Source organism: Streptomyces venezuelae, assembly GCF_008642335.1.
GTDB classification, from domain to species: Bacteria; Actinomycetota; Actinomycetes; order Streptomycetales; family Streptomycetaceae; genus Streptomyces; species Streptomyces venezuelae_F.
In genome coordinates this window covers 3,798,283-3,821,017 of the sequence record NZ_CP029191.1, presented here as the reverse complement: position 1 = coordinate 3,821,017, position 22,735 = coordinate 3,798,283, and the positions used below count along the sequence as shown (strand labels likewise).

Here is a 22,735-nt window from a genome sequence, read left to right as displayed (position 1 = left end):
GAACGAGGGCAGCCGAAAGCGGCGGTGAAAGGGGTGCGGAAGGGGGCGTTCAGGCAGCGCGACAGATGGCGCTCGCGACACGGACCAGGTCAACGTGGCGGCGCCCCACGAGTGTGACCGTCGGGTCACCGGTGGACTGCATGCGCCGGAGCCTGTCGGAGAGGTCTTGTAGGTGTCAACGAAAGGGCCGGTCTGTTCACACGGGCTTCGCACTCGGCCCGTGCGCACGGCGGCCACGCAGGGTTCGCGATTACGGTCCGTGCAGGGTCCGTATCCCCAATTCGGACCAGTGGTCGATCTCGCCTACACTCGATGGCGTGCCACGTGGTGACGGTCGACTCAATCACGATCTGCTTCCCGGCGAGAAGGGCCCCCAGGACGCTTGCGGCGTCTTCGGTGTCTGGGCTCCGGGCGAAGAGGTCGCAAAGCTCACGTACTTCGGGCTCTACGCCCTCCAGCATCGGGGCCAGGAATCCGCGGGAATCGCGGTAAGCAACGGCTCCCAGATCCTCGTCTTCAAGGACATGGGCCTCGTGTCCCAGGTCTTCGACGAAACCTCTCTCGGCTCGCTCCAGGGTCATATCGCGGTCGGTCACGCCCGCTACTCGACCACTGGTGCCTCCGTCTGGGAGAACGCCCAGCCGACGTTCCGTGCCACCGCGCACGGCTCCATCGCGCTCGGGCACAACGGCAACCTCGTCAACACCGCCCAGCTCGCCGAGCTGGTCGCCGCCCTGCCCAAGGAGAACGGCCGCGCGACCCAGGTCGCCGCGACCAACGACACCGACCTGGTGACGGCTCTCCTCGCGGGCCAGGTGGACGACGACGGCAAGCCGCTGACCATCGAGGAAGCGGCCACCAAGGTCCTCCCGGACGTGCAGGGCGCCTTCTCCCTCGTCTTCATGAACGAGAACACGCTGTACGCGGCCCGTGACCCGCAGGGCATCCGCCCGCTGGTCCTCGGCCGCCTGGAGCGCGGCTGGGTCGTCGCGTCGGAGTCCGCCGCGCTCGACATCTGCGGCGCCAGCTACGTGCGCGAGATCGAGCCCGGCGAGTTCGTCGCGATCGACGAGAACGGACTGCGAACGTCCCGATTCGCGGAAGCGAAGCCCAAGGGCTGTGTCTTCGAGTACGTGTATCTGGCGCGCCCCGACACGGACATCGCGGGCCGGAACGTCTACCTCTCGCGTGTCGAGATGGGCAGGAAGCTCGCCAAGGAAGCTCCCGTCGAGGCCGACCTGGTCATAGCGACGCCCGAATCCGGCACCCCCGCCGCGATCGGGTACGCGGAAGCGTCCGGCATCCCCTTCGGTGCGGGCCTGGTCAAGAACGCCTACGTCGGCCGGACCTTCATCCAGCCCTCGCAGACGATCCGCCAGCTCGGCATCCGTCTCAAGCTGAACCCCCTCAAGGAAGTCATCAAGGGCAAGCGCCTCGTGGTCGTCGACGACTCGATCGTCCGCGGCAACACCCAGCGCGCCCTGGTCAAGATGCTCCGCGAGGCCGGTGCCGCCGAGGTCCACATCCGGATCTCGTCCCCGCCCGTGAAGTGGCCGTGCTTCTTCGGCATCGACTTCGCGACCCGCGCCGAGCTCATCGCCAACGGCATGACCATCGAGGAGATCGGCACGTCGCTCGGCGCCGACTCCCTCTCGTACATCTCCATCGACGGCATGATCGAGGCCACGACCATCGACAAGCCGAACCTCTGCCGGGCCTGCTTCGACGGCGAGTACCCGATGGATCTGCCCGACCCCGAGCTGCTCGGCAAGCAGCTCCTGGAGACGGAGCTGGCGGCAGGCCCTGCCGCCACGGCAGCGGCCGACGCGATCCGTCGCCCGTAAGCCCACGTAGTAACGACACGAAAGCTCTCAATCACCATGCCCGAGACCACTGGTGCCAGCTACGCGGCCGCCGGAGTAGACATCGAAGCGGGCGACCGCGCCGTCGAGCTGATGAAGGAGTGGGTCAAGAAGACCCGGCGTCCCGAGGTCGCGGGCCTCGGCGGCCTCGGCGGCTTCGCCGGGCTCTTCGACGCCTCCGCGCTCAAGCGTTTCGAGCGCCCGCTCCTCGCCTCCGCCACCGACGGCGTCGGGACCAAGGTCGACGTCGCCCGCCAGATGGGTGTCTACGACACCATCGGCCACGACCTCGTCGCGATGGTCATGGACGACATCGTGGTGTGCGGCGCGGAGCCGCTCTTCATGACCGACTACATCTGCGTCGGGAAGGTGCACCCCGAGCGTGTCGCCGCGATCGTGAAGGGCATCGCCGAGGGCTGTGTCCTCGCGGGCTGCTCGCTCGTCGGCGGCGAGACCGCGGAGCACCCGGGGCTGCTCGGCCCGGACGACTTCGACGTCGCGGGCGCCGGCACCGGCGCGGTCGAGGCCGACCGGCTCCTCGGCCCCGATCGCATCCGTAAGGGTGACGCGGTGATCGCCATGGCGTCATCGGGTCTTCACTCGAACGGGTACTCGCTCGTCCGGCACGTGGTCTTCGACCGAGCGGGCTGGGCCCTGGACCGCCAGGTCGAGGAGTTCGGCCGCACGCTCGGCGAGGAGCTCCTGGAGCCCACCAAGATCTACTCCCTGGACTGCCTGGCGCTCACCCGCACCACGGACGTCCACGCCTTCAGCCACGTCACGGGCGGCGGCCTCGCGGCCAACCTCGCCCGGGTGATCCCGGACGGCCTGCACGCCGTCGTGGACCGTGAGACGTGGACCCCCGGCGCGGTCTTCGACGTGGTCGGCCAGGTCGGGCAGGTCGAGCGTCTGGAGCTGGAGAAGACGCTGAACATGGGCGTCGGCATGATCGCGATCGTCCCCGAGGAGTCGGCGGACGCGGCGCTCACCACCCTCGCGGACCGCGGCGTGGACGCGTGGGTCGCGGGCGAGATCACGGACCGCGGCGAGCACGCGACGGGCGCCGCCCTGATCGGTGACTACGCGAAGTAAGACCTGGTGCTGCCCTCCGGGGCAGCACAAAACCCGGTCCGGTGTGGTGACCACCCCGGACCGGGTGAAGTGCAGTTGCTACGTCAACTGCGAATGCCGCGTAGGCAACAGATGCTGCGTATGCAACGAGGTCAAGCGCCGCGGCGCTGCGACGACGGACCGGACTCGTCGGAGTCCTCGTCCTCGTCGTCGTTGTACAGATCCGCGTACTGGGCGTACGGGTCGTCTTCCTCGTCGTCGTCCTCGAACGGCTCGCCATTCGGCGGCTGTTGCGAAGTCGAAGCGCCCAGCTCATTGGCCAGACGCGACAGGTCAGTCCCGCCGCTGCTGTACTTCAGCTGGCGGGCGACCTTCGTCTGCTTGGCCTTTGCCCGGCCGCGCCCCATGGCTCGACCCCCTCGGATACGGGGCTCGACGGCCCCAGAGTCTTGACACGCGTTCATGATCTGGAACGGGCTCTCCGTGGAGAGACCGGTCCGTAGGGCTTCCACGGTACCTGCTCCTGCGGCCATACGGTACGTCGCCCGCAGGACGCGCCTCGGCGCACGACCCTCAAGGAGCCCCGTCCTCGCTGGTCAACTGCGATTTTAACCTCTTCTTGGCGGGCGACCCGCCGACGGGGGTGAGTCTTGTCTCTCCTGTACGTCGACGGGGCCCTGTCAAAACGTCACACAGCGCCGGAACGTCGGATTCCGGACTGTTTCGGCGCGCGTCAGCGCCCCTCGGAGATGCGCTGTTCGGCGATCCTGTCGGCCGCCGCGGCCGGCGGGATGCCGTCCTCCTTTGCGCGAGCGAATATGGCAAGCGTGGTGTCGAAGATCTTCGACGCCTTCGCCTTGCACCGGTCGAAGTCGAACCCGTGCAGCTCGTCGGCGACCTGGATCACGCCGCCCGCGTTCACCACGTAGTCCGGCGCGTAGAGGATCGACCGGTCGGCCAGGTCCTTCTCCACGCCCGGGTGCGCGAGCTGGTTGTTCGCGGCGCCGCACACCACCTTCGCCGTGAGGACGGGCACGGTGTCGTCGTTCAGCGCGCCGCCCAGCGCACACGGCGCGTAGATGTCGAGGCCCTCGGTCCGGATCAACGCGTCGGTGTCCGCCACCGCCGTCACCGACGGGTGCTTGTGGACGATCCGGTTCACCGACTCCTCGCGGACGTCCGTGATGACGACCTCGGCGCCGTCCTCCAGAAGGTGCTCGACCAGGTGGTGGCCCACCTTGCCGACGCCCGCGACACCGACCTTGCGCCCGCGCAGCGACGGGTCGCCCCACAGGTGCTCGGCGCTGGCCCGCATGCCCTGGTAGACCCCGAACGCGGTGAGCACGGAGGAGTCGCCGGCGCCGCCGTTCTCGGGGGAGCGTCCGGTGGTCCAGCGGCACTCGCGCGCGACGACGTCCATGTCGGAGACGTACGTGCCCACGTCGCAGGCCGTCACGTAGCGGCCGCCGAGCGAGGCGACGCAGCGGCCGAAGGCGAGCAGCAGCTCCTCGCTCTTGATGCGGTCCGGATCGCCGATGATCACGGCCTTGCCGCCGCCGTGGTCGAGACCGGCCATGGCGTTCTTGTACGACATCCCGCGCGACAGGTTCAGGACGTCGGCGACGGCCTCTTCCTCGGTCGCGTACGGGTAGAAGCGGGTGCCGCCGAGGGCGGGGCCCAGGGCGGTGCTGTGGATGGCGATGACGGCCTTGAGGCCGCTTGCGCGGTCCTGGCAGAGCACTACTTGCTCGTGGCCTCCCTGGTCCGAGTGGAACAGGGTGTGCAGGACGCCGTTGTCTGCTTCGGTCACTGTGGTGACTCCCGGTCAAGTGCGGCGGTTGGGAGGGCTCCCGTACGGGTGGCGGGGGCCCGATGGGCATGAGACTAGAGGCTGTCCACCGACCTTGGCCTCCCGGTGCCGAGGATCACGTTTTCCGGCGCGTCCGCGGGGGAGAGAGGAGCCGTGCCCAAGGTGTCATCCGTGACGGTCCCGTACGCCTCCTACCTGCGTGTGTACGAGCCGCTGGCCGCTTTCCCCGAGCCGGAGCGCGGCCACTGGGCGCGCTACGCCCGCCGCCCCGACCTGCCCTCCTGCCAGGACGAGCTCCGCCGGTCGCTGGCCGACCTGCTGCCCACGCCGCCGGTGCCCGTCCCGGTGCACGAGAGCGACGACGCGTTCGTGGCGGAAGTCGACGGGGTGCTGCACGTCTGCCCGTGGCGGACCCGGCTGCGCGGCTGGCAGGCCATGGAGGAGCTGGCCGGCCAGCTGCCCCCGACGGTCCTGGACGCGGTGCTGCCCCCGGTGCTCCGCCGCCAGACGGTGGCGGACTACGAACAGTGGCTGGCGCGCAACCCCGACGCGCGCCCCTGGATCCGTACGTCGACGTGGCAGGTGCCGCTGCACTGGTTCGTGCTCGTCTCCGACGAGGAGCGCAGCCACGAGAAGGGCGAGCCGCCGGGGCTGCGCTACCGCACGCCGATGGTGCAGGCGCGGCGCCGGGTCGCCCGCGGGCTCCGGGCGCTTCGGGACGCGCTGGACGAGGGGCCGATCATCGACGGGCTCGTGGACGTCGGCCGGTGGCTGGAGGAGTTCCACCCGCGTTCCATGGTCGAGCTCGACTACGGCGGGCTCGTGCACGCGGTCTCCGCCGACGAGCTCGACGAGGACCACTCGGCGGCGGACGTGGCCGAGGGAATCGAGGCGCTGCGCGTCGGCGACGGCGAGGCGGCCGGCGAGGCGTATGCGAGGCTCGTGGAGCGATGGCGGGCGGTCCGGGACCTTCAGTTCGCGAACTGAGGTCTCCGGTCGCCCCGGTGCCAGGACGTAGGTCCCGATCCGGGCCTTTGCCTCAAGCGTGACGGACCGCACTAACTGCACCCTTGCGCCCATCACCCCTCCTCGTGCCAAAATAGGACAAGGAGTCCGGGGAGGGCTCCTTCCGCCCAACTACGGGCGGATTGCTCAGCATTGCACTCTATGGGGGGTCTGTTGACTCCTGATCGCTCTGTGACTGATCGTCACTGTGGCGTGACTGTCCGCTATGGCATGGTCCATCGGCTTCCGTCGGTGATGAACACCTGGGAGGGCAATTCCATCGGTTTGGCCGACGCGGCTGGACGGATGGTGTAGTTGTAGTGCCGAGGACAAGCCGTTCGTCCTATAACCGACTCGACTCGCGTCCGCCATTTCGGGCAACGCGGGTCAAGGTGCAGAATTTAGAGGAATGAACCGAGAAGGTTCGGTTCTCCCGAGGAGGCCGCTCATGACCGCTCGCACCCCTGATGCCGAGCCGCTGCTGACCCCGGCTGAGGTAGCCACGATGTTCCGCGTCGACCCGAAGACGGTGACGCGCTGGGCCAAGGCTGGCAAGCTCACGTCGATTCGCACGCTCGGCGGACACCGCCGGTACCGCGAGGCTGAGGTCCGCGCACTGCTCGCGGGTATTCCGCAGCAGCGCAGCGAGGCCTGACGTACCGCTCAACCTGCAGTAACCCGCACAACTCGGACGAAGAGCACCACTGCTGCCGGGTCCCCCAACCTGGCCGTACGTCCGACATTTGGCTACACGCGACGAGGGTCCTGCCCCAACGGGGCCCACGCCTGACTCACTTGGGTGCGTCGTTTCGATCGCGCTGGACTCCGCCGGGTCCAGCGCGATCTTTTTTGTGCGCCGAGGACGCGCTGGTGGGCGGGGCCTGAGCGCCCTTGTTCGGCTCTGGGGAGTCCGGGGCGGGCGTCCGGGAAGAGCGCCGGGGGCGCGTCCGGAGGGTGGTGCAATTGCACATATTAAATTGGCCCGTTGTAGGGAGGGTGTAAGTTCCGGGGTTCTTGAAACTTGTTCGGTGACACCCGTCACACGTCGTGAATCTTGTTGCGCACGACACCCCTGCGCTAGAGGAGCCCACGCCTCTCAGCCTCCCACCGGGGCGGGGGTCCGTGCTTCGTCTTTGGTCATGCGTCGGAGGGACTTTCGTCCCCGGCGTCGGGGCGGGCGGCTGGGGGGCTCTCCCGCACGAAGGTGGCCTCGGGGGCCTCGTGCTCCCCTGAGGCTCGCTGAGAGGGCTCCAGGGCGAGCCTCAGCAGTCGGTGGCAGATCGGGCAGTGCCGGGTCACGTGGCGATATCTGGTGGCCGCCGCGAGGTGCGCGCGCAGCAGGGCGCGCGTCTCGTGCCGCGCGGACGCCGAAGAAGCGGACATGAGTCACCTCCCGGGGAGCCTCCCGCGACTCCCTGGTGTCCGGGGTACCGGCGGAATGTGCCCCAGTCAAGACGCAAGAAGGGCCGCACCTTTACGGTGCGGCCCTTCTCTTACTGCGGTCCTGACGGGATTTGAACCCGCGGCCTCCACCTTGACAGGGTGGCGAGCACTCCAAACTGCTCCACAGGACCTTGCTCGCGGCACTTGGTGTTGCGTTGTGCTGCGAGATGAGACTGTACAGCAGCGCAGGCCCGGCGGTCGAACTCACCCTGTGCGGTCGCCCGGTTACGGCACCAGCGCGTCGATCGCCTTCACGATCCGCTTGTCCGAGACGGGGTACGCCGTGCCCAGCGCGTGCGCGAAGTAGCTGACGCGGAGCTCCTCGATCATCCAGCGGATGTCCAGGACCTCCTGCGGCACCGGCCTGCCCTGCGGCATCTGTTCGAGCAGCCACAGGTATTCGTCGCGCATCTCGTGGACCTTCTCCATGCGCGTGGTGTCCCGCTGGACGTTCGTCGGCATCTGCTGCAGGCGCCGGTCCGCCGCCACCATGTACCGCATCAGGTCCGGCAGCCGCCGTATCCCCGTCTCCGTGACGAAGCCCGGCTTGATGAGGGAGTTCAGCTGCTCCCGCACGTCCGCGAGGTTCGCGAGGAGCGTCGGGCTCTTCGCCGACTTCAGCCGGCGCTCGCACGCCTGCCAGGCGGCGAGGACCTGCTGCACCTGTCCGACCGCACGCACGGTCGTGTCGACGATCTCCGCCCGCACCTTGTCGAACAGCTTGCGGTACGACTCCTCGTCCCAGACGGGCCCGCCGAAGTCCGCGATCAGCTTGTCCGCGGCGGCCATCGCGCAGTCGTCGAAGAGGGCCTGCACGGAACCGTGCGGGTTCGCGGACAGGGCGAGCTTCTGCTGGTTGCTCAGCTTGTCGGAGGCGAACTTGGCCGGGTTCACGGGGATGTTGCGCAGGATGAGGCGCCGCATGCCCCGCCACATCGCCTGGAGCTGCTCCGCCTCCGTGTCGAAGAGGCGTACGGAGACGGTGTCGCCGTCGTCCACCAGCGCCGGGTACGCCTTCACCGGCTGGCCGGCGCGGCGCGTCTCGAAGACGCGCGTGAGCGTGCCGAGCGTCCAGTCCGTGAGGCCCGTGCGCTCCACGGCCGCCCCGCCCGTCCGCTCGGCCGTCGCGGCGGCGGCCTGCGAGAGCGCCGCGCGGGCCTTCGGCTTCAGCCGGACCTTCAGGGCTTCCAGGTCCTTGTCCTCGGCGAGCTTCTTGCGCCGCTCGTCGGTGATCCGGAACGTGATCTTCAAGTGGTCGGGCACGCGCGTCAGGTCGAAGTCGTCCGGCGAGACCGGCACACCGACCATCCGCTGCAGCTCGCGCGCCAGCGTGACGTGCAGCGGCTCCTGCAGCGGCACCGCACGCTCCAGGAACGCCTTCGCGAAGTTCGGCGCGGGCACGTAGTTGCGGCGGATCGGCTTCGGCAGGGAGCGGATCAGCTCGATGACCACGTCCTCGCGCAGCCCCGGGATCTGCCAGTCGAAGCCCTCGTCGGTGACCTGGTTCAGGACCTGGAGCGGGATGTGGACCGTCACGCCGTCCGCGTCCGCACCCGGCTCGAACTGGTACGTCACCTTGAACTTGAGCTGCCCCTGCCGCCACGAGTCGGGGTAGTCGTCCTTGGAGACGCCCTGTGCCTTCTCGTTGATGAGCATCGACCGCTCGAAGTCGAGCAGTTCGGGCTCTTCCCGCTGCTTCTTCTTCCACCAGGAGTCGAAGTGCGCCCCCGACACGACGTCCGCGGGGACCCGCTGGTCGTAGAAGTCGAAGAGCGTCTCGTCGTCGACGAGGATGTCGCGGCGCCGCGCCCTGTGCTCCAGCTCCTCGACCTCGGTGAGGAGCTTGCGGTTGGCGGCGAAGAACTTGTGGTGCGTGCGCCAGTCGCCCTCGACCAGCGCGTTGCGGATGAACAGGTCGCGGGAGACCTCGGGGTCGATGCGGCCGTAGTTCACCTTGCGGTCGGTGACGATCGGGACGCCGTACAGCGTCACCTTCTCCGTCGCCATGACCGCCGCCTGGTCCTTCTCCCAGTGCGGTTCGCTGTACGTGCGCTTCAGGAGGTGCTGGGCGAGCGGCTCGACCCACTCCGGCTCGATGCGGGCGTTCACCCGCGCCCACAGGCGCGAGGTCTCCACCAGTTCGGCGGACATGATGAAGCGCGGGGGCTTCTTGAAGAGCGCGGAGCCGGGGAAGACCGCGAACTTGGCGTTGCGGGCGCCCAGGTACTCGTTGCGTCCCCCGCCGCGCTGCTTCGGGTCCTTCTCCTTGCTCTCCTTCGACTCCTTCACGTCCTTCATCCCGATGTGGGAGAGGAGGCCGGAGAGGAGGGAGATGTGGACGTGCTGCTCGGGGGCGTCCTCTTCGTTGAGGTGGATGCCCATCTGCTTGGCGACCGTGCGCAGCTGCGTGTAGATGTCCTGCCACTCGCGGATGCGCAGGAAGTTCAGGTACTCCGCCTTGCACATGCGCCGGAAGGACGAGGAGCCGCGCTCCTTCTGCTGCTCCCGCACGTACCGCCACAGGTTGAGGTAGGCGAGGAAGTCGCTCGTCTCGTCCTTGAAGCGGGCGTGCTGCTGATCGGCCTGCGCCTGCTTCTCCGCCGGGCGCTCGCGCGGGTCCTGGATGGAGAGCGCGGCGGCGATCACCATGACCTCGCGCACGCAGCCGTTCTTGTCGGCCTCCAGGACCATCCGGGCCAGGCGCGGGTCGACGGGGAGCTGGCTGAGCTTGCGGCCCTGCTGGGTGAGCCGTTTCTTCGGGTCCTTCTGCGCCGGGTCGAGCGCGCCCAGCTCCTGGAGGAGCTGCACGCCGTCGCGGATGTTGCGGTGGTCCGGCGGGTCGATGAAGGGGAACTTCTCTATGTCGCCGAGGCCGGCCGCGGTCATCTGGAGGATGACGGACGCCAGGTTCGTACGGAGGATCTCGGCGTCGGTGAACTCGGGCCGGGAGAGGAAGTCGTCCTCGCTGTACAGGCGGATGCAGATGCCGTCCGACGTACGTCCGCAGCGGCCCTTGCGCTGGTTGGCGCTGGCCTGGCTGATCGCCTCGATGGGCAGGCGCTGCACCTTCGTGCGGTGGCTGTAGCGGGAGATGCGGGCCGTGCCCGGGTCGATCACGTACTTGATGCCGGGGACCGTCAGCGAGGTCTCGGCGACGTTCGTCGCGAGGACGATGCGTCTCCCGGTGTGCTGCTGGAACACCCTGTGCTGCTCGGCGTGCGAGAGCCGGGCGTAGAGAGGGAGGACTTCAGTGAACCTGAAGTTCTTCTTGTTCAGCGCGTCCGCCGTGTCGCGGATCTCGCGCTCTCCGGAGAGGAAGACGAGGATGTCGCCCTTGCCCTCGGCCTGAAGCTCCTCGACGGCGTCCGTGATTGCGGTGATCTGGTCCCGGTCGGAGTCATCGCTGTCCTCTTCGAGGAGCGGCCGGTAACGCACCTCCACGGGATACGTGCGTCCGCTGACCTCGACGATCGGCGCGTCCCCGAAGTGCCGCGAGAAACGCTCCGGGTCGATGGTCGCGGAGGTGATCACGACCTTCAGGTCCGGGCGCTTGGGCAGCAGCTGGGCGAGGTAGCCGAGCAGGAAGTCGATGTTCAGCGACCGCTCGTGGGCCTCGTCGATGATGATCGTGTCGTACGCGCGCAGCTCGCGGTCCGTCTGGATCTCGGCGAGCAGGATGCCGTCCGTCATCAGCTTCACGAACGTGCCCGCGCCGACCTGGTCGGTGAAGCGGACCTTCCAGCCGACGGCCTCGCCCAGCGGGGTGTTCAGCTCCTCCGCCACGCGCTCGGCGACCGTGCGGGCCGCGATGCGGCGGGGCTGCGTATGGCCGATCATGCCGCGCACGCCCCGGCCGAGCTCCATGCAGATCTTGGGGATCTGCGTGGTCTTGCCCGAACCGGTCTCACCGGCGACGATCACGACCTGGTGGTCGCGGATCGCGTCGGCGATCTCGTCCTTCTTCTGGCTGACCGGCAGCTGCTCCGGATACGTGATCACGGGCATGCGGGAGCCGCGCTCGGCCATCCGCGCCTCGGCCTTCTCCACGTCCGCCGCGATCTCGGCGAGGACGGCGGCGCGGGCCTCGGGCTTACGGATCCGGCGGGCACCCTCCAGCCGCCGGCCGATCCGGTGCTCGTCGCGCAGCGACAGCTCGGACAGTCGGGGGGCGAGGGCGTCGAGGGCAAGGGCGGGCTGCGTAGACATACGGCATCCAGGATCTCACCCGCGACTCGGCGGTGGCGAACCGATTTCCCCCGCGGACCGCCCCGGCACGTACGATTCCGGGCATGTCGTCCCGCGCGCGCACGCTCTGGAGCCCCCTGGCCGGGGTGCTCCTCATCGTGCTCGGGCTGTTCTGCGCGCCCGCGGCGGCGGCCGGCCAGCAGCAGCCCGTGGAGCGGACGGCGACGGCTTCGGCGACCGTGACCCCTGTGGACGACGGCCACGAACAGCCGGGCTGCGGAAAGGGCGCGCAAGGAGACGGCGAGCAGGGCCCGGCCGCACCGCCCCGCACGAACTCCCCGCACGAACTGCTCCCCGCGCTCTGCCAGGCCCATGGCACGGCCGGCTCCTGGGGCGCCGACCAGGCGGTCCTCGACCTCACGCCGGTACGCGGCCCGCCCGAGCTCGTACCCCTCTCACCCGGCGATCTCTCGGTCCTGCGCGTGTAGGAGGCCCCTGTCTGCACCAGGGGCCCCATCACCGACGCACAAGACGTACGCACAAGACGTACGCACAACAGGACAAGAGAGACCGCTCTGATGCCCAGCAACAACCCCAAGAAGAGCCGCAACATCGCCATCGGCGCGGGTGTCGCCGTCGCCGCGGTGCTGCTCGGCGTCGCCTCGTACACGGCGACCAAGCCCGCCGACTCCTCCGGAGGCGGCACCGTCAAGGAGGAGGCCGCGGGCGCCGCGCCCTCCACCGGATCGCAGGCCGGCGTCTACCCCGAGCTGGAGAAGCTCGCCCGGCGTGACGGCAAGGACCCGCTCGCGCAGGGCCGCGCGGACGCGCCCGTCGTGATGGTCGAGTACGCCGACTTCAAGTGCGGCTTCTGCGGCAAGTTCGCCCGCGACACCGAGCCCGGCCTCGTGAAGAAGTACGTCGAGGACGGCACCCTGCGCATCGAATGGCGCAACTTCCCGATCTTCGGCGCGGACTCCGAGCGGGCCGCGCGGGCCGCGTGGGCGGCGGGCAGGCAGGGCCGCTTCTGGCAGTTCCACGAGGCCGCGTACGCCGAGGGCTCGAAGGAGAAGGGCTTCGGCGACGCACGCCTGAAGGAGCTCGCGAAGGACGCCGGGGTCAAGGACGTCGACAAGTTCGTCACCGACGCGGGCAGCGACGCGGCGAAGAGCGCCGTGAAGAAGGACCAGGAGGAGGCGTACGGCCTCGGGGCCGCCGCGACGCCCTCCTTCGTGATCAACGGGCGGCCCATCTCGGGCGCCCAGCCGGACCAGGTCTTCCACCAGGCCATCGAGTCGGCGGCGAAGAGCGCGAAGCCGGCCGGCAAGAAGGGCGGGGGCTCCGAGTGACCGCCGACGTCGGATACTTCGCCGCGTTCCTGGGCGGACTCCTCGCCCTGGTCAGCCCGTGCAGCGCCCTGCTCCTGCCCGCCTTCTTCGCCTACTCCATCGACTCCACCTCGCGCCTCGTCGCCCGCACCGGCATCTTCTACGCGGGACTCGCCACGACCCTGGTGCCGCTCGGCGCCGCCGGGTCCTACGCGGGCCGCTTCTTCTTCGGCCACCGCGACCAGCTGGTGCTCGTCGCGGGCTGGCTGATCATCGGGCTCGGCGTGCTCCAGATCCTCGGCATGGGCTTCGCGTCGCGGCGGATGGCGGAGCTGTCGGGCCGCATCCGCCCGACCACGGCGTTCTCCGTGTACGCGCTGGGCGCGGTGTACGGGCTCGCCGGGTTCTGCGCGGGGCCGATCCTCGGCAGCGTCCTGACGGTGGCCGCGGTGAGCGGAAGCCCGGTGTACGGAGGGCTGCTGCTCGCCGTGTACGCGCTGGGGATGGCGGTGCCGCTCTTCGTGCTCGCGCTGCTCTGGGAGCGGTTCGACCTGGGGCGCCGCAGGTGGCTGCGGGGCCGGGCGTTCCGGCTCGGGCGGTTCGAGCTGCACACGACGTCGCTGCTGTCGGGCCTCTTCTTCATCGCTCTGGGCGCGCTGTTCCTCGTGTACGACGGGACGACGGCGCTGCCGGGGCTGCTCGGCGTGGACGACTCGTTCGCGGTGGAGCAGTGGGCGGGCGACCTCGGCCGGGCGGTACCGGACTCGGTGCTGCTCGTGGGGGTCGTGGCGCTTGTGGGGGCGGTGCTCGGGGTACGCGGGTGGCGCAGGCGCGAGAACGATAGGTCTGATTCGCCCGTTACCAAGTGAGAAGGATACGTATACGTGGTTTAGCGTATTCGTATGCCTGATCATGAGCCGCACGGCGCGCACGGGCGCGTTCCCACCCGGAGCGAGCGGTGGGACGCGTTCAAGCAGTCGCCCTTCCTGCCCGCGATCGTGCTGGTGTTCATCCTGGCGGCCGCCGCCGGGCTCTTCGCCGGTTCGTACACGTTCTCCATGGCGAAACCGACCCCGCACCACATCCCCACCGCGGTGGTCGACGCCAAGGACAAGGGCGACTCGGCCCGCGGCAAGGCCTTCCTCGACGGCATGGAGAAGGCCCTGAACGCCTCCCTGGAGGTGCGCCGCTACGACACCCGGGAAGCCGCGCGGCTGGACGTGGAGGAGCAGAAGGTCTTCGCGATCCTGGACGTGGCCCGCGGCGGCGACAAGGTGACGCTGGACGTCTCGGGGGCGTCCGGCGCCTCCGTCGCGCAGGTCCTCGCGGAGACCGCGCCGAAGGTCGGCGAGAAGGTCGGCGTCCCCGTCACGGTGAAGGACATCAAGCCGCTCCAGGAGGGCGACCCGCGCGGCCTCGCGATCTTCTACATCTCCCTCGCCGCGGTGATCATCGGTTTCGTGGGCGCGATCCAGCTCAGCGTCCACGCGCGTGGCCTGAACCCGGCCGAGCGGATCGGGTTCACCGCGCTGTACGCACTGCTCGGCGCGTTCGTCATCTCCGCGGTCGTCGACTGGTGGCTGGGCGCGCTGGACCTGCCCTTCGTGGAGTCCTGGCTGATCCTGGCGCTGACGATGTTCGCCTCGGGCATGGTCTTCACGATGTTCAACACGCTGTTCGGGCGGTGGGCGATGCTCCCGACGTGGGGCCTGATGGTGCTCCTCGGGAACCCGTCGTCCGGCGGCGCGGTGTCGTGGCCCCTGTTGCCCTCGGTCCTCGGCCACATCGGGCAGTGGCTGCCGCCGGGGGCGTCGGTGAACGCGCAGCACACGGCGGTCTACTTCGGCGGCCACCAGCACGCGTTCCCGTTCCTGGTGCTCGGCGCGTGGGCGCTGGTGTCCTCGACGGTGTTCTGGGTGTGGCGGCACCGCCATCCGGGCGGCCGGGTCTCGGCACCGGCCCACGCGGGCGCGTAGAAAAGAGGGAAACGACAGAAGCCCCGCCGGTGGCGGGGCTTCTGGAAGAGGTGGCTGGGGCCGGGATCGAACCGGCGACCTATCGCTTTTCAGGCGATCGCTCGTACCAACTGAGCTACCCAGCCACGCGATCCGCGTGGAATCGCAAGCGGTCCTGACGGGATTTGAACCCGCGGCCTCCACCTTGACAGGGTGGCGAGCACTCCAAACTGCTCCACAGGACCAAGCGTTGTGCGAGCACTAGTCTCGCACAAGGTGTTGCGTGCCCCCAACGGGATTCGAACCCGTGCTACCGCCTTGAAAGGGCGGCGTCCTGGGCCACTAGACGATGAGGGCTAAGAGGCCCGCCTGGGCGCTTTGCAGCGCGTCGGGGACGTGAGAAGCATATGGGATGCGGGGAGGTATCGCCAAAACGCTTATCCGGACCCCGGGGACCGGCCCTCCGCGGGCCGGTCGGAGGAGGGAGCGGGGGAGGTCGGGGCGGGGGGTGCGCCGGGGCGGTTCTCCTTGGGGAGATGGCGGCTGACCTCCGCCTTCGTCAGGCCCAGACCGCCCAGCCTGATCTCGTCCCAGGCCTGCAGCCGTTTGGTCGTACGGTCCAGATAGAGGACCGACGCCTCGACCGGGTCGGGGTACTTGTCGTCGACCGCGCGCAGCCCGCTGCCGCCCGTCGATCCCTCGACGCGCAGCCGGGTGCCCTTCTCCATGACCTCCATCTCCTGGCGGTGGATGTGCCCCGCGAGGACGAGCGGCACCTCGCCGTCGGTCTCCCGCGCGGCCGTCGGGTTGTGCGCGACGGCCACGTCGACCGGGGTGCCCGCCGCCTGCTCGGCGCGCAGGGCGGACGCGAGCCGTATGCCCGCGAGGTGCTCGACCGCGTCGCCGCCCGCCTTCTCCGAGCGGTCCGGCGTGTACTGCGGGTCGCCGATGCCGGCGAAGCGCAGGCCCGCGACCGTCTCGGCCCTGCCGTCGTCGAGGACGTGGACGTTCTTGAAGCGCTCCAGGTAGCGCTGGGTGGTGTGCGAGTCGTGGTTGCCGCGCACCCACACGTAGGGCGCGCCGAGGTCGGGGATCGGGTCGAGGAAGCCGTTCTCGGTGGCCGAGCCGTGGTCCATGGTGTCGCCCGAGTCGACGATGACGTCGATGCCGTACTGCTCGACGAGGGACGAGACGATCTTCCAGCTCGCCGGGTTCAGGTGGATGTCCGAGACGTGCAGGACGCGCATCGTGGTGGGGTCCGGCTGGTAGGCGGGGAGCGTGGACGTCACGTCGTAGAGCTTGGTGACATTGGTGACGAGGCGCGCCAACTCCTGCTGGTAGACGTCGAATTCGCTGACGATGCTGCGGGCGTCGCCGACGACGGAGGGAGCGCTGCTGAGCAGTCCCGAGAACTTCGGCTCCAGGACGGACTTCGGGTTCCAGGTGGCGTACGCGGCGGTGCCGGACGCCGCGAGGAGGGCCAGCGCGAGGCCGCCGGCGGCCAGGGCGCGGCGCGGGCGGCGGTAGACGGCGAGGCCCAGTGCGGTGGCGCCGGAGACGACGGCGACGCAGGAGCGTACGGCCAGGTCGAGCGTGCCGTGGCCGACGTCGCGCGCCACCTCGTCCTGGAGCCCGGCGAGCCGCTCGGGGTGGTCGACGAGGGCCTGGGAGCGGACCGGGTCGAGGCGGTCCACGTCGACGTCGAGGCGGATGGGGGCCGTGTGGGAGCGGAGTTCCAGGGCGCCGAGCGGCGAGACGTCGATCTTCGTGCCGCCGGAGACGGAGGGGCGCAGGGTCATGCGGGTGTCCATCGGGCCGACGGGTGCGCGCACGCTGCCGACGATGAGGAGCCCGAGCCAGGCGCCGAGCAGGACGACCGTGATCAGGTCGAGGGCGCGGGCGTACGGGTGGGGCGGGCTGACCAGCTCGTTGACGGGGTGGGTGCGGCGAGCGCGGTAGTGGCCTACGAGGGCGCGGCCCGCCCTGCGTACGCCCTGGAGGACGACGGTGAAGTCGCGGGCCATTGGTCCCATATGCCCATGTGGGGCGGCCGGTATGCCGGGACGGGACGCGGGGTGTGGCTGACAATGGGGGTGTGCTGGAGATGACGCGCGAGGAGTTCGAGGAACTGGTCGGCGAGGCGCTCGACCGGATTCCGCCGGAGTTGACCCGGCTGATGGACAACGTGGCCGTTTTCGTCGAGGACGAGCCACCGGCCGAGGATCCCGAGTTGCTCGGGCTGTACGAGGGGACTCCGCTGACCGACCGGGGCGAGTGGTACGCCGGGGTGCTGCCGGACCGCATCACGATCTACCGGGGGCCGACGCTGCGCATGTGCGAGTCGCGCGAGGACGTCGTCGCCGAGACGGAGATCGCAGTGGTGCACGAGGTCGCGCACCACTTCGGCATCGACGACGAGCGGCTGCACGCGCTGGGGTACGGGTGAGCGAGGGCGTACGGGCGGGTGCGCGGGGCGCGGGCCGTGACGGGCCCGCCGGGGTTGCCGTCCGTGTCCTCTTGTAGCCCACGGGAGTTGGGCAGAGCGTCTCGATTCGCAGAGCCTGTGTCATAACCCCGGCCGGGTGGTCGCCGCCTGGCACGCACGCTCGCCGCGTTGCCGAAACGCCCAGGTAGCTCCGCTGCCAGGACGCTCCGGCGCCTTGCGATCGCACGCACCAGACGACGCCCACTGATCCGACCGGGGTTATGACACAGGCTCTCAGCGCCTCAGGAGGTGCTCGGCCGTGCGCCAGTTGTACGTTCCCGTCCGTTGGGCCGCGGTCGCGGTGGCCGTAGCGGCGACCGCGGGCTGCATGAGCATCGGTGACGACGGGAACGGCCCGGTGCCCGACCGTTCCGCGGGCCGGCACGGCGGTGCGGCCGCCCCCGACGGCGGCCCCGTGACGCAGGGCGGTGACGTCGACGCGGAGGACGAGCGCGGGCGGGACGACGGGCGCGGCAAGGGCAAGAAGAAGGGCAAGGGCCGGTCGTCCCGCGGGGGCGAGGCGGAGCAGGGCGCGGCCAAGCCCTCGGAGTCGTCGACGGCCACGGAGTCCGAGAAGCCGCCGAAGCCCGACGGTCCCGGCAAGCCGACCGCGACGCGGCCCAGGCCCACGCCGACGCGGACGACCGCGACGCCGGACCCGCCGAAGCCCACGCCGACCCCGACGCCGGATCCCACCACCCCGGAGCCCTCGTCGTCGGAGGGGTCGGGGCAGGACGCGCAGCTGCAGCGGCGGGACGAGGAGATCGTGGCGCGCGAGCCGTCGCCGCAGGTGGGGCCGCGTTAGTGGGGCAGGCGGACACCCCTCCCGGGTACCTCTGGGAGGGGGCGGTTTGCCATCTGGGGGTGGGGGTGCGTATGGTGGTAGATCGTTTGATCCCATTTGCCCGGCGCCGACACAGAAGAGCGCCGCGTGGCGCGTACTCTCCCTTGCCGTGGCTGACCGCATCGAGGCGGTCCATTGCGAAATCACGGAGTTGACGGGCGCGTGCCGAGACTCCGGAAGGTTTCGCATTTCGCATGTCCATTTTCAGTTCTGACCACGCCGTCCTGCCCGAGAACGAGATCGTCGAGTCCGTCGAGAACGACGCCGTAGTGGCCGTCGCCGACACCGCCGACACCGCCGAGACCGTCCAGGTCCAGGACGTCACCGAGGCCGAGGCCTCCCAGACCGACGCCGTCGAGGCCGACGCCTCCGACGCCGAGCCCGAGCTCACCTTCGCGGACCTCGGTCTGCCCGAGGGTGTCGTCCGCAAGCTCGCGCAGAACGGCGTGACCACCCCCTTCCCGATCCAGGCCGCGACCATCCCGGACGCCCTGGCCGGCAAGGACATCCTCGGCCGCGGCCGCACCGGCTCCGGCAAGACCCTCTCCTTCGGTCTGCCGATGCTCGCGACGCTCGCCGCCGAGGGCCGCACCGAGAAGAAGAAGCCCCGCGGCGTCATCCTCACCCCGACCCGTGAGCTCGCGATGCAGGTCGCGGACGCCCTCCAGCCCTACGGCGACGTGCTCGGCCTCAAGATGAAGGTCGTCTGCGGCGGTACGTCGATGGGCAACCAGATCTACGCCCTGGAGCGCGGCGTCGACATCCTCGTCGCCACCCCGGGCCGTCTGCGCGACATCATCAACCGCGGCGCCTGCTCGCTGGAGAACACCCAGATCGCCGTCCTCGACGAGGCCGACCAGATGTCGGACCTGGGCTTCCTGCCCGAGGTCACCGAACTGCTCGACCAGGTGCCGGCCGGCGGCCAGCGCATGCTGTTCTCGGCCACGATGGAGAACGAGATCTCCACGCTGGTCAAGCGCTACCTGACCGACCCCGTCACGCACGAGGTCGACAGCGCGCAGGGCAACGTCACGACCATGACGCACCACATCCTGATCGTGAAGCCGCGCGACAAGGCGCCGGTCACCGCCGCCATCGCCGCGCGCAAGGGCCGCACGATCATCTTCGTCCGCACCCAGCTGGGCGCCGACCGCATCGCCGAGCAGCTCTGCGACTCGGGCGTGAAGGCCGACGCGCTGCACGGCGGCATGACGCAGGGTGCCCGCACCCGCGTGCTCGAGGACTTCAAGAAGGGCTACGTCAACGCCCTCGTCGCCACCGACGTCGCCGCCCGCGGCATCCACGTCGACGGCATCGACCTGGTCCTGAATGTGGACCCGGCCGGCGACCACAAGGACTACCTGCACCGCTCCGGCCGTACGGCCCGCGCGGGCCGCTCCGGCACGGTCGTGTCCCTGTCCCTTCCGCACCAGCGCCGCCAGATCTTCCGCCTCATGGAGGACGCGGGCGTCGACGCCACGCGCCACATCATCAACGGCGGCGGCACCTTCGACCCGGAGGTCGCCGAGATCACCGGCGCCCGCTCGATGACCGAGGTGCAGGCCGACTCCGCGGGCAATGCCGCGACCCAGGCCGAGCGCGAGGTCAAGGACCTCACCAAGGAGCTGGAGCGCGCCACGCGCCGCGCCGCCGAGCTGCGCGAGGAGGCCGACCGCCTCACCGCGCGTGCCGCCCGCGAGCGCGGTGACGACCCGGAGGTGGCGATCGCCGAGGCCACCGCCGCCGCGGAGGCCGTCGTCGAGGCCGCCGTGTCGGTGCCGGAGCAGCCGGCCCCCGCCGCCGAGCGTTCCTCCTCGTACGACAACCGCCGCCCGCAGCGTGACGAGCGCGGCAACTACGAGCGCGACCGCCGCAACGACCGCGGTGACCGCGGTGACCGCGGTGGCTTCAATCGCGACCGTCGTGACGACCGTCCCTCGGGCGGCTTCCGCCGCGACGACAACCGTGGTGGCGGCTTCCGCCGCGACGACCGTCGTGACGACAACCGTGGCGGTGGCTTCCGCCGGGACGACAACCGTGGCGGTGGCTTCAACCGCGACCGTCGTGACGACAACCGTGGTGGCGGCTTCCGCCGCGACGAGCGCCGTGACGACAACCGCGGTGGCGGCTTCAACCGCGACCGTCGCGACGACCGTCCCTCGGGCGGCTTCCGCCGCGACGACAACCGTGGCGGCGGCTTCAACCGCGACCGTCGCGACGACCGTCCCTCCGGCGGCTTCCGCCGCGACGACCGCCCCTCCGGCGGCCACCGCGGCAGCGACCGTCCGTTCAACCGCGACCGTCGCGACGACCGTCCCTCGGGCGGCTACCGCTCCGGCGGCCACGACCGCCCGTCGTACAACCGCCGCGACGACCGCTCCGGCTCCGGCTCCGGCACGGGTTCGTTCGGCCGCCGCGACGACAAGCCGCGCTGGAAGCGCAACGGCTGACCGGTAACCAGTAACCGGTGACCAGTGGCCGAAGGGCCCGCCCGACACTCCAGTCGGGCGGGCCCTTCGGCGTAAACGGCGATACCCGATCGGAAGCCGAGGCCCGTCCCGCTATGCTCGGGGGTGCACCGACGCGGACCGTTAGCTCAATTGGCAGAGCAGTGGACTTTTAATCCATTGGTTGTGGGTTCGAGTCCCACACGGTCTACGGCGAAAGCCCCCGGTCAGCCACAGGCTGACCGGGGGCTTCGTTCTGCGGTGTACTGGTTCAGCGACTGCCGCAGCTGCGCGGCGATGCGCGGGGGGACCGGCTTGTCCGTGGTGCCTGCCACCACCATCTCCGCGACCAGCCGCAGTTTCGTGTTGGTGCGCTGGGAGGTGTCCACGAGCACCTTCCAGGCGCCTTGGGGCCCGTGCGCGCCGACGGCCATCAGGATGCCGCGGGCCTGGTCCACGACGGGGCGGCCGGTGAGCGCCCGGTGCAGCTGGGCGTTCTCGCGCCTAAGCGCCTCGGCCTCGCTCTGGAGCCGGGTGACGCGCCGTCGGGACTCCGCCACCAGCCGGTTGCTCACCTCGGATGCCCGGTGCGCCCTCAGCATGAGGCGGAGGCTGCGTTCCCGGGTGGCGTCGAGGTCTTTCAGCAGAACGTTCACGTCTACCGCCATAGAAGGAAGCTGCCCACACCTCGCGCGTTCAAGGCAGGTTGTCGTGGGGGGAGCGCGCGGGAGCGGGTCGGCCGTCGCCGCAGCACGGGCCGCACTCCAGGCGTGGCCGGCCGGGCTCGCCGCCGACGTCGTAGGCCAGGCGCTGCTCGACGCCGCAGGTGCGCAGGTCGAATCCGCAGCGGGCGCACAGGAGCCCCATCGCCGCGGCCTGTTCGGCCGTCCAGGTGGGCCACTCCGCGGCGAGGGACGGCAGGAGCTTCATCACCATGCCGGTGGGCCGTGTCTCGCAGTACGGGAAGGGGAAGCCGAAGTGCGCGTCGGGGATCTCGTCGATCTGCTGGCGGAGCTGCGGCATCCAGCGGACCAGCCTGTCCAGGTCCGGGAACGGGACGCGGACCTCCTGGCCCTTGCGCGGGCCTTCCCCGCGGCCTCGCGGCGGGCGGAACGCGACCACGATGGTGTGCGGCACCTTGAGGACGTCCAGGTCCCGGGAAAGCTCCGCCGCGGACAGCGTCCACGGGCCGGTCCGGTACTCGCGCCACATCGCCAGACCGCCGCCGGTCAGCACGCTGTCGCTGCGTACCGCCGAACCGACTCTGCGCTGTGCGGCCTGTTCGTCCTCGGTTACCACCTGGGCCATGGGTGTACCTCCTGATCACACGTACGACTGCTACGACTGCGCGGTGCAGGGGCGGCGCTGGCGTCGCGGATGTGCCTGGAGGTGTGGTGCGTCGGGGAGCGGCGTGCGGGCGCGTTCGGGCACGCTCGGGCGTCGGGTCTCAACGGTCGCCTCCGGGGTCTGGGGAAGCCGGCGCTGTGCGCCTTCGACCATCCTGCCCGCGGCGGCCGGGGGCCAGCCACAGCGACTCGACCGCGTCTCGAATCGATCGGACGAAGTCCGGCGTGTGACCTGCGGCGGTGCTGTCGGGGTGCCGTTGAGGTGTCGTCGGGTCGTCGTCAGGCGCGGCGGACCGCGGCGACCTCGAACTCCACCGTCACCCGGGAGCCGACGAAGAGGGTGTCCACGGGGTTGGCCTTCACGCCCCAGTCCCTGCGGTCGATCACGGCGCTGCCCTTGAAGCCGACCGTGACGTCGCCCTGCGCGTCGTTCTCGCCGCCCGTGGACTCGACGTCCAGGGTGAGGGGCTTGGTGGTGCCGCGGATGGTCAGGTCGCCGGTGACCTCGTAGTGGGTGTCGTCGATCCGCCGCACCTCGGTCGAGGTGAAGGTGATGTCGGGGTGGTTCCTGGTGTCCAGGAACTTGGCGCGCACCGGGTTGTCGCGGAGCTTGTTGTGGCTCTGGAGGCTCTCGGACCGGATCGTGAGACGGACGGTGGACCGGGCGGGGTCGGCGCCGTCCAGCCGCGCGCTGCCCTCGAACTCCTCGAAGTGGCCGCGCACTTGGGGGCCCACCGCGTGGCTCGCGACGAACCCGATCCGGGTGTGTGCGGTGTCGAGGACGTACTCGCCGCTCAGCTCGCTGAGCTCGGTGATCGCTGACATTGCTGGTCACTCCCGGAGGGCGTCGCGACGTCGTGGGTTTCACGACGATACCGCCGTACGCCGGGTGTGTTCGGGCTGCTCCAGCGCCAAACCAGCCTGAGTCAAGTGGTGTTGCGCGTCGCCCGAATG

20 protein-coding genes and 5 tRNA genes are annotated in these 22,735 nt (G+C 70.1%); 12 read left to right on the top strand and 13 right to left on the bottom strand.

Translation table 11 applies throughout. The features are described from left to right. Nucleotides 1-49: 49 nt before the first annotated feature. Nucleotides 50-142 carry a putative leader peptide gene (locus tag DEJ49_RS36990; protein WP_362640831.1) on the bottom strand — a complete coding sequence of 31 codons (93 nt, stop codon included), beginning with the start codon at nucleotides 140-142 and terminating at the stop codon, nucleotides 50-52. A 175-nt stretch (nucleotides 143-317) separates the two neighbouring features. Here DEJ49_RS36990 and purF point away from each other — a divergent pair, with 175 nt between their 5' ends. Further along, nucleotides 318-1,844 carry an amidophosphoribosyltransferase gene (purF, locus tag DEJ49_RS17095; protein ID WP_150184919.1) on the top strand — a complete coding sequence of 509 codons (1,527 nt, stop codon included), beginning with the start codon at nucleotides 318-320 and terminating at the stop codon, nucleotides 1,842-1,844. Between the two features lie 36 nt (nucleotides 1,845-1,880). Then, nucleotides 1,881-2,954, top strand: a complete 1,074-nt coding sequence (gene purM, locus DEJ49_RS17090) for a phosphoribosylformylglycinamidine cyclo-ligase (RefSeq protein ID WP_150184918.1) — start codon at nucleotides 1,881-1,883, stop codon at nucleotides 2,952-2,954. A gap of 131 nt (nucleotides 2,955-3,085) precedes the next feature. Here purM and DEJ49_RS17085 read toward each other — a convergent pair whose 3' ends face one another. Then, on the bottom strand, nucleotides 3,086-3,340 hold the full coding sequence (locus tag DEJ49_RS17085) for a DUF3073 domain-containing protein (protein WP_055568369.1): 255 nt from the start codon (nucleotides 3,338-3,340) through the stop codon (nucleotides 3,086-3,088). Nucleotides 3,341-3,666: 326 nt separating this feature from the next. Continuing rightward, nucleotides 3,667-4,743 carry a Leu/Phe/Val dehydrogenase gene (locus DEJ49_RS17080; protein ID WP_150184917.1) on the bottom strand — a complete coding sequence of 359 codons (1,077 nt, stop codon included), beginning with the start codon at nucleotides 4,741-4,743 and terminating at the stop codon, nucleotides 3,667-3,669. A 153-nt stretch (nucleotides 4,744-4,896) separates the two neighbouring features. On the opposite strand from DEJ49_RS17080, the gene DEJ49_RS17075 reads away from it, so the two are divergent. Then, complete coding sequence (locus tag DEJ49_RS17075) at nucleotides 4,897-5,730, top strand: hypothetical protein (RefSeq protein ID WP_150184916.1); 834 nt, start codon at nucleotides 4,897-4,899, stop codon at nucleotides 5,728-5,730. A 466-nt stretch (nucleotides 5,731-6,196) separates the two neighbouring features. Further along, nucleotides 6,197-6,403: a developmental transcriptional regulator BldC gene (bldC, locus tag DEJ49_RS17070; RefSeq protein WP_003949541.1), complete on the top strand. Its 207-nt coding sequence runs from the start codon at nucleotides 6,197-6,199 to the stop codon at nucleotides 6,401-6,403. 482 nt (nucleotides 6,404-6,885) lie between these two features. Here bldC and DEJ49_RS17065 read toward each other — a convergent pair whose 3' ends face one another. The 3 genes from DEJ49_RS17065 to hrpA form a co-directional block, all read right to left on the bottom strand. Next, nucleotides 6,886-7,131: a DUF6274 family protein gene (locus tag DEJ49_RS17065; protein WP_150184915.1), complete on the bottom strand. Its 246-nt coding sequence runs from the start codon at nucleotides 7,129-7,131 to the stop codon at nucleotides 6,886-6,888. A 116-nt stretch (nucleotides 7,132-7,247) separates the two neighbouring features. Next, nucleotides 7,248-7,322, bottom strand: a tRNA-Asp gene (locus DEJ49_RS17060). Between the two features lie 94 nt (nucleotides 7,323-7,416). Then, the gene (gene hrpA / locus DEJ49_RS17055) at nucleotides 7,417-11,397 is read right to left on the bottom strand and encodes an ATP-dependent RNA helicase HrpA (RefSeq protein ID WP_150184914.1); all 3,981 of its coding nucleotides are present in this window, start codon (nucleotides 11,395-11,397) and stop codon (nucleotides 7,417-7,419) included. Nucleotides 11,398-11,480: 83 nt separating this feature from the next. On the opposite strand from hrpA, the gene DEJ49_RS17050 reads away from it, so the two are divergent. From DEJ49_RS17050 to DEJ49_RS17035, 4 genes are all read left to right on the top strand, one after another. Continuing rightward, nucleotides 11,481-11,864 (top strand): hypothetical protein, encoded by a 384-nt coding sequence (locus DEJ49_RS17050; protein WP_150184913.1) that lies wholly within the window; start codon nucleotides 11,481-11,483, stop codon nucleotides 11,862-11,864. A gap of 90 nt (nucleotides 11,865-11,954) precedes the next feature. Next, entirely contained in the window at nucleotides 11,955-12,725 is a 771-nt protein-coding gene (locus tag DEJ49_RS17045) for a DsbA family protein (protein WP_150184912.1), read from the top strand. Continuing rightward, entirely contained in the window at nucleotides 12,722-13,573 is an 852-nt protein-coding gene (locus tag DEJ49_RS17040; protein WP_150184911.1) for a cytochrome c biogenesis CcdA family protein, read from the top strand. Before DEJ49_RS17045 ends, DEJ49_RS17040 begins: the two co-directional genes overlap by 4 nt. 33 nt (nucleotides 13,574-13,606) lie before the next feature. After that, complete coding sequence (locus DEJ49_RS17035) at nucleotides 13,607-14,680, top strand: DUF3533 domain-containing protein (RefSeq protein WP_150184910.1); 1,074 nt, start codon at nucleotides 13,607-13,609, stop codon at nucleotides 14,678-14,680. Between the two features lie 51 nt (nucleotides 14,681-14,731). Here the strand turns inward: DEJ49_RS17035 and DEJ49_RS17030 are convergent. The 4 genes from DEJ49_RS17030 to DEJ49_RS17015 form a co-directional block, all read right to left on the bottom strand. Beyond that, nucleotides 14,732-14,805, bottom strand: a tRNA-Phe gene (locus tag DEJ49_RS17030). A gap of 24 nt (nucleotides 14,806-14,829) precedes the next feature. Next, nucleotides 14,830-14,904: transfer RNA gene (locus tag DEJ49_RS17025), tRNA-Asp, on the bottom strand. A 39-nt stretch (nucleotides 14,905-14,943) separates the two neighbouring features. Further along, nucleotides 14,944-15,016: transfer RNA gene (locus DEJ49_RS17020), tRNA-Glu, on the bottom strand. A gap of 80 nt (nucleotides 15,017-15,096) precedes the next feature. Continuing rightward, the gene (locus DEJ49_RS17015; RefSeq protein WP_150188292.1) at nucleotides 15,097-16,683 is read right to left on the bottom strand and encodes a metallophosphoesterase; all 1,587 of its coding nucleotides are present in this window, start codon (nucleotides 16,681-16,683) and stop codon (nucleotides 15,097-15,099) included. Between the two features lie 71 nt (nucleotides 16,684-16,754). Between DEJ49_RS17015 and DEJ49_RS17010 the strand changes: the two genes are divergently transcribed. From DEJ49_RS17010 to DEJ49_RS16995, 4 genes are all read left to right on the top strand, one after another. Continuing rightward, nucleotides 16,755-17,105, top strand: coding sequence for a metallopeptidase family protein (locus tag DEJ49_RS17010; RefSeq protein ID WP_190329374.1), 351 nt, complete (start codon nucleotides 16,755-16,757; stop codon nucleotides 17,103-17,105). A 298-nt stretch (nucleotides 17,106-17,403) separates the two neighbouring features. Next, nucleotides 17,404-17,949 carry a hypothetical protein gene (locus DEJ49_RS17005; protein WP_150184909.1) on the top strand — a complete coding sequence of 182 codons (546 nt, stop codon included), beginning with the start codon at nucleotides 17,404-17,406 and terminating at the stop codon, nucleotides 17,947-17,949. Between the two features lie 233 nt (nucleotides 17,950-18,182). Then, nucleotides 18,183-20,438: a DEAD/DEAH box helicase gene (locus tag DEJ49_RS17000; RefSeq protein ID WP_190329373.1), complete on the top strand. Its 2,256-nt coding sequence runs from the start codon at nucleotides 18,183-18,185 to the stop codon at nucleotides 20,436-20,438. Between the two features lie 135 nt (nucleotides 20,439-20,573). Beyond that, a tRNA-Lys gene (locus tag DEJ49_RS16995) sits at nucleotides 20,574-20,646 on the top strand. Between the two features lie 16 nt (nucleotides 20,647-20,662). On the opposite strand, the gene DEJ49_RS16990 is transcribed toward DEJ49_RS16995, so the two are convergent. The 3 genes from DEJ49_RS16990 to DEJ49_RS16980 form a co-directional block, all read right to left on the bottom strand. Then, nucleotides 20,663-21,091, bottom strand: a complete 429-nt coding sequence (locus tag DEJ49_RS16990; protein WP_223832869.1) for an ANTAR domain-containing protein — start codon at nucleotides 21,089-21,091, stop codon at nucleotides 20,663-20,665. Between the two features lie 40 nt (nucleotides 21,092-21,131). Continuing rightward, nucleotides 21,132-21,743 carry a hypothetical protein gene (locus DEJ49_RS16985; protein WP_150184907.1) on the bottom strand — a complete coding sequence of 204 codons (612 nt, stop codon included), beginning with the start codon at nucleotides 21,741-21,743 and terminating at the stop codon, nucleotides 21,132-21,134. A 317-nt stretch (nucleotides 21,744-22,060) separates the two neighbouring features. Continuing rightward, nucleotides 22,061-22,606, bottom strand: coding sequence for a YceI family protein (locus tag DEJ49_RS16980; protein ID WP_150184906.1), 546 nt, complete (start codon nucleotides 22,604-22,606; stop codon nucleotides 22,061-22,063). Nucleotides 22,607-22,735: the final 129 nt, after the last annotated feature.

What these genes read in the sequence shown, in the direction of transcription:
- DEJ49_RS36990 (WP_362640831.1), bottom strand. Translation starts at nt 142, where the DNA reads ATGCAGTCCACCGGTGACCCGACGGTCACACTCGTGGGGCGCCGCCAC.
- purM (WP_150184918.1), top strand. Translation starts at nt 1,881, where the DNA reads ATGCCCGAGACCACTGGTGCCAGCTACGCGGCCGCCGGAGTAGACATC.
- DEJ49_RS17085 (WP_055568369.1), bottom strand. Translation starts at nt 3,340, where the DNA reads ATGGGGCGCGGCCGGGCAAAGGCCAAGCAGACGAAGGTCGCCCGCCAG.
- bldC (WP_003949541.1), top strand. Translation starts at nt 6,197, where the DNA reads ATGACCGCTCGCACCCCTGATGCCGAGCCGCTGCTGACCCCGGCTGAG.
- DEJ49_RS17065 (WP_150184915.1), bottom strand. Translation starts at nt 7,131, where the DNA reads ATGTCCGCTTCTTCGGCGTCCGCGCGGCACGAGACGCGCGCCCTGCTG.
- hrpA (WP_150184914.1), bottom strand. Translation starts at nt 11,397, where the DNA reads ATGTCTACGCAGCCCGCCCTTGCCCTCGACGCCCTCGCCCCCCGACTG.
- DEJ49_RS17050 (WP_150184913.1), top strand. Translation starts at nt 11,481, where the DNA reads ATGTCGTCCCGCGCGCGCACGCTCTGGAGCCCCCTGGCCGGGGTGCTC.
- DEJ49_RS17045 (WP_150184912.1), top strand. Translation starts at nt 11,955, where the DNA reads ATGCCCAGCAACAACCCCAAGAAGAGCCGCAACATCGCCATCGGCGCG.
- DEJ49_RS17035 (WP_150184910.1), top strand. Translation starts at nt 13,607, where the DNA reads ATGCCTGATCATGAGCCGCACGGCGCGCACGGGCGCGTTCCCACCCGG.
- DEJ49_RS17015 (WP_150188292.1), bottom strand. Translation starts at nt 16,683, where the DNA reads ATGGCCCGCGACTTCACCGTCGTCCTCCAGGGCGTACGCAGGGCGGGC.
- DEJ49_RS17000 (WP_190329373.1), top strand. Translation starts at nt 18,183, where the DNA reads ATGTCCATTTTCAGTTCTGACCACGCCGTCCTGCCCGAGAACGAGATC.
- DEJ49_RS16985 (WP_150184907.1), bottom strand. Translation starts at nt 21,743, where the DNA reads ATGGCCCAGGTGGTAACCGAGGACGAACAGGCCGCACAGCGCAGAGTC.
- DEJ49_RS16980 (WP_150184906.1), bottom strand. Translation starts at nt 22,606, where the DNA reads ATGTCAGCGATCACCGAGCTCAGCGAGCTGAGCGGCGAGTACGTCCTC.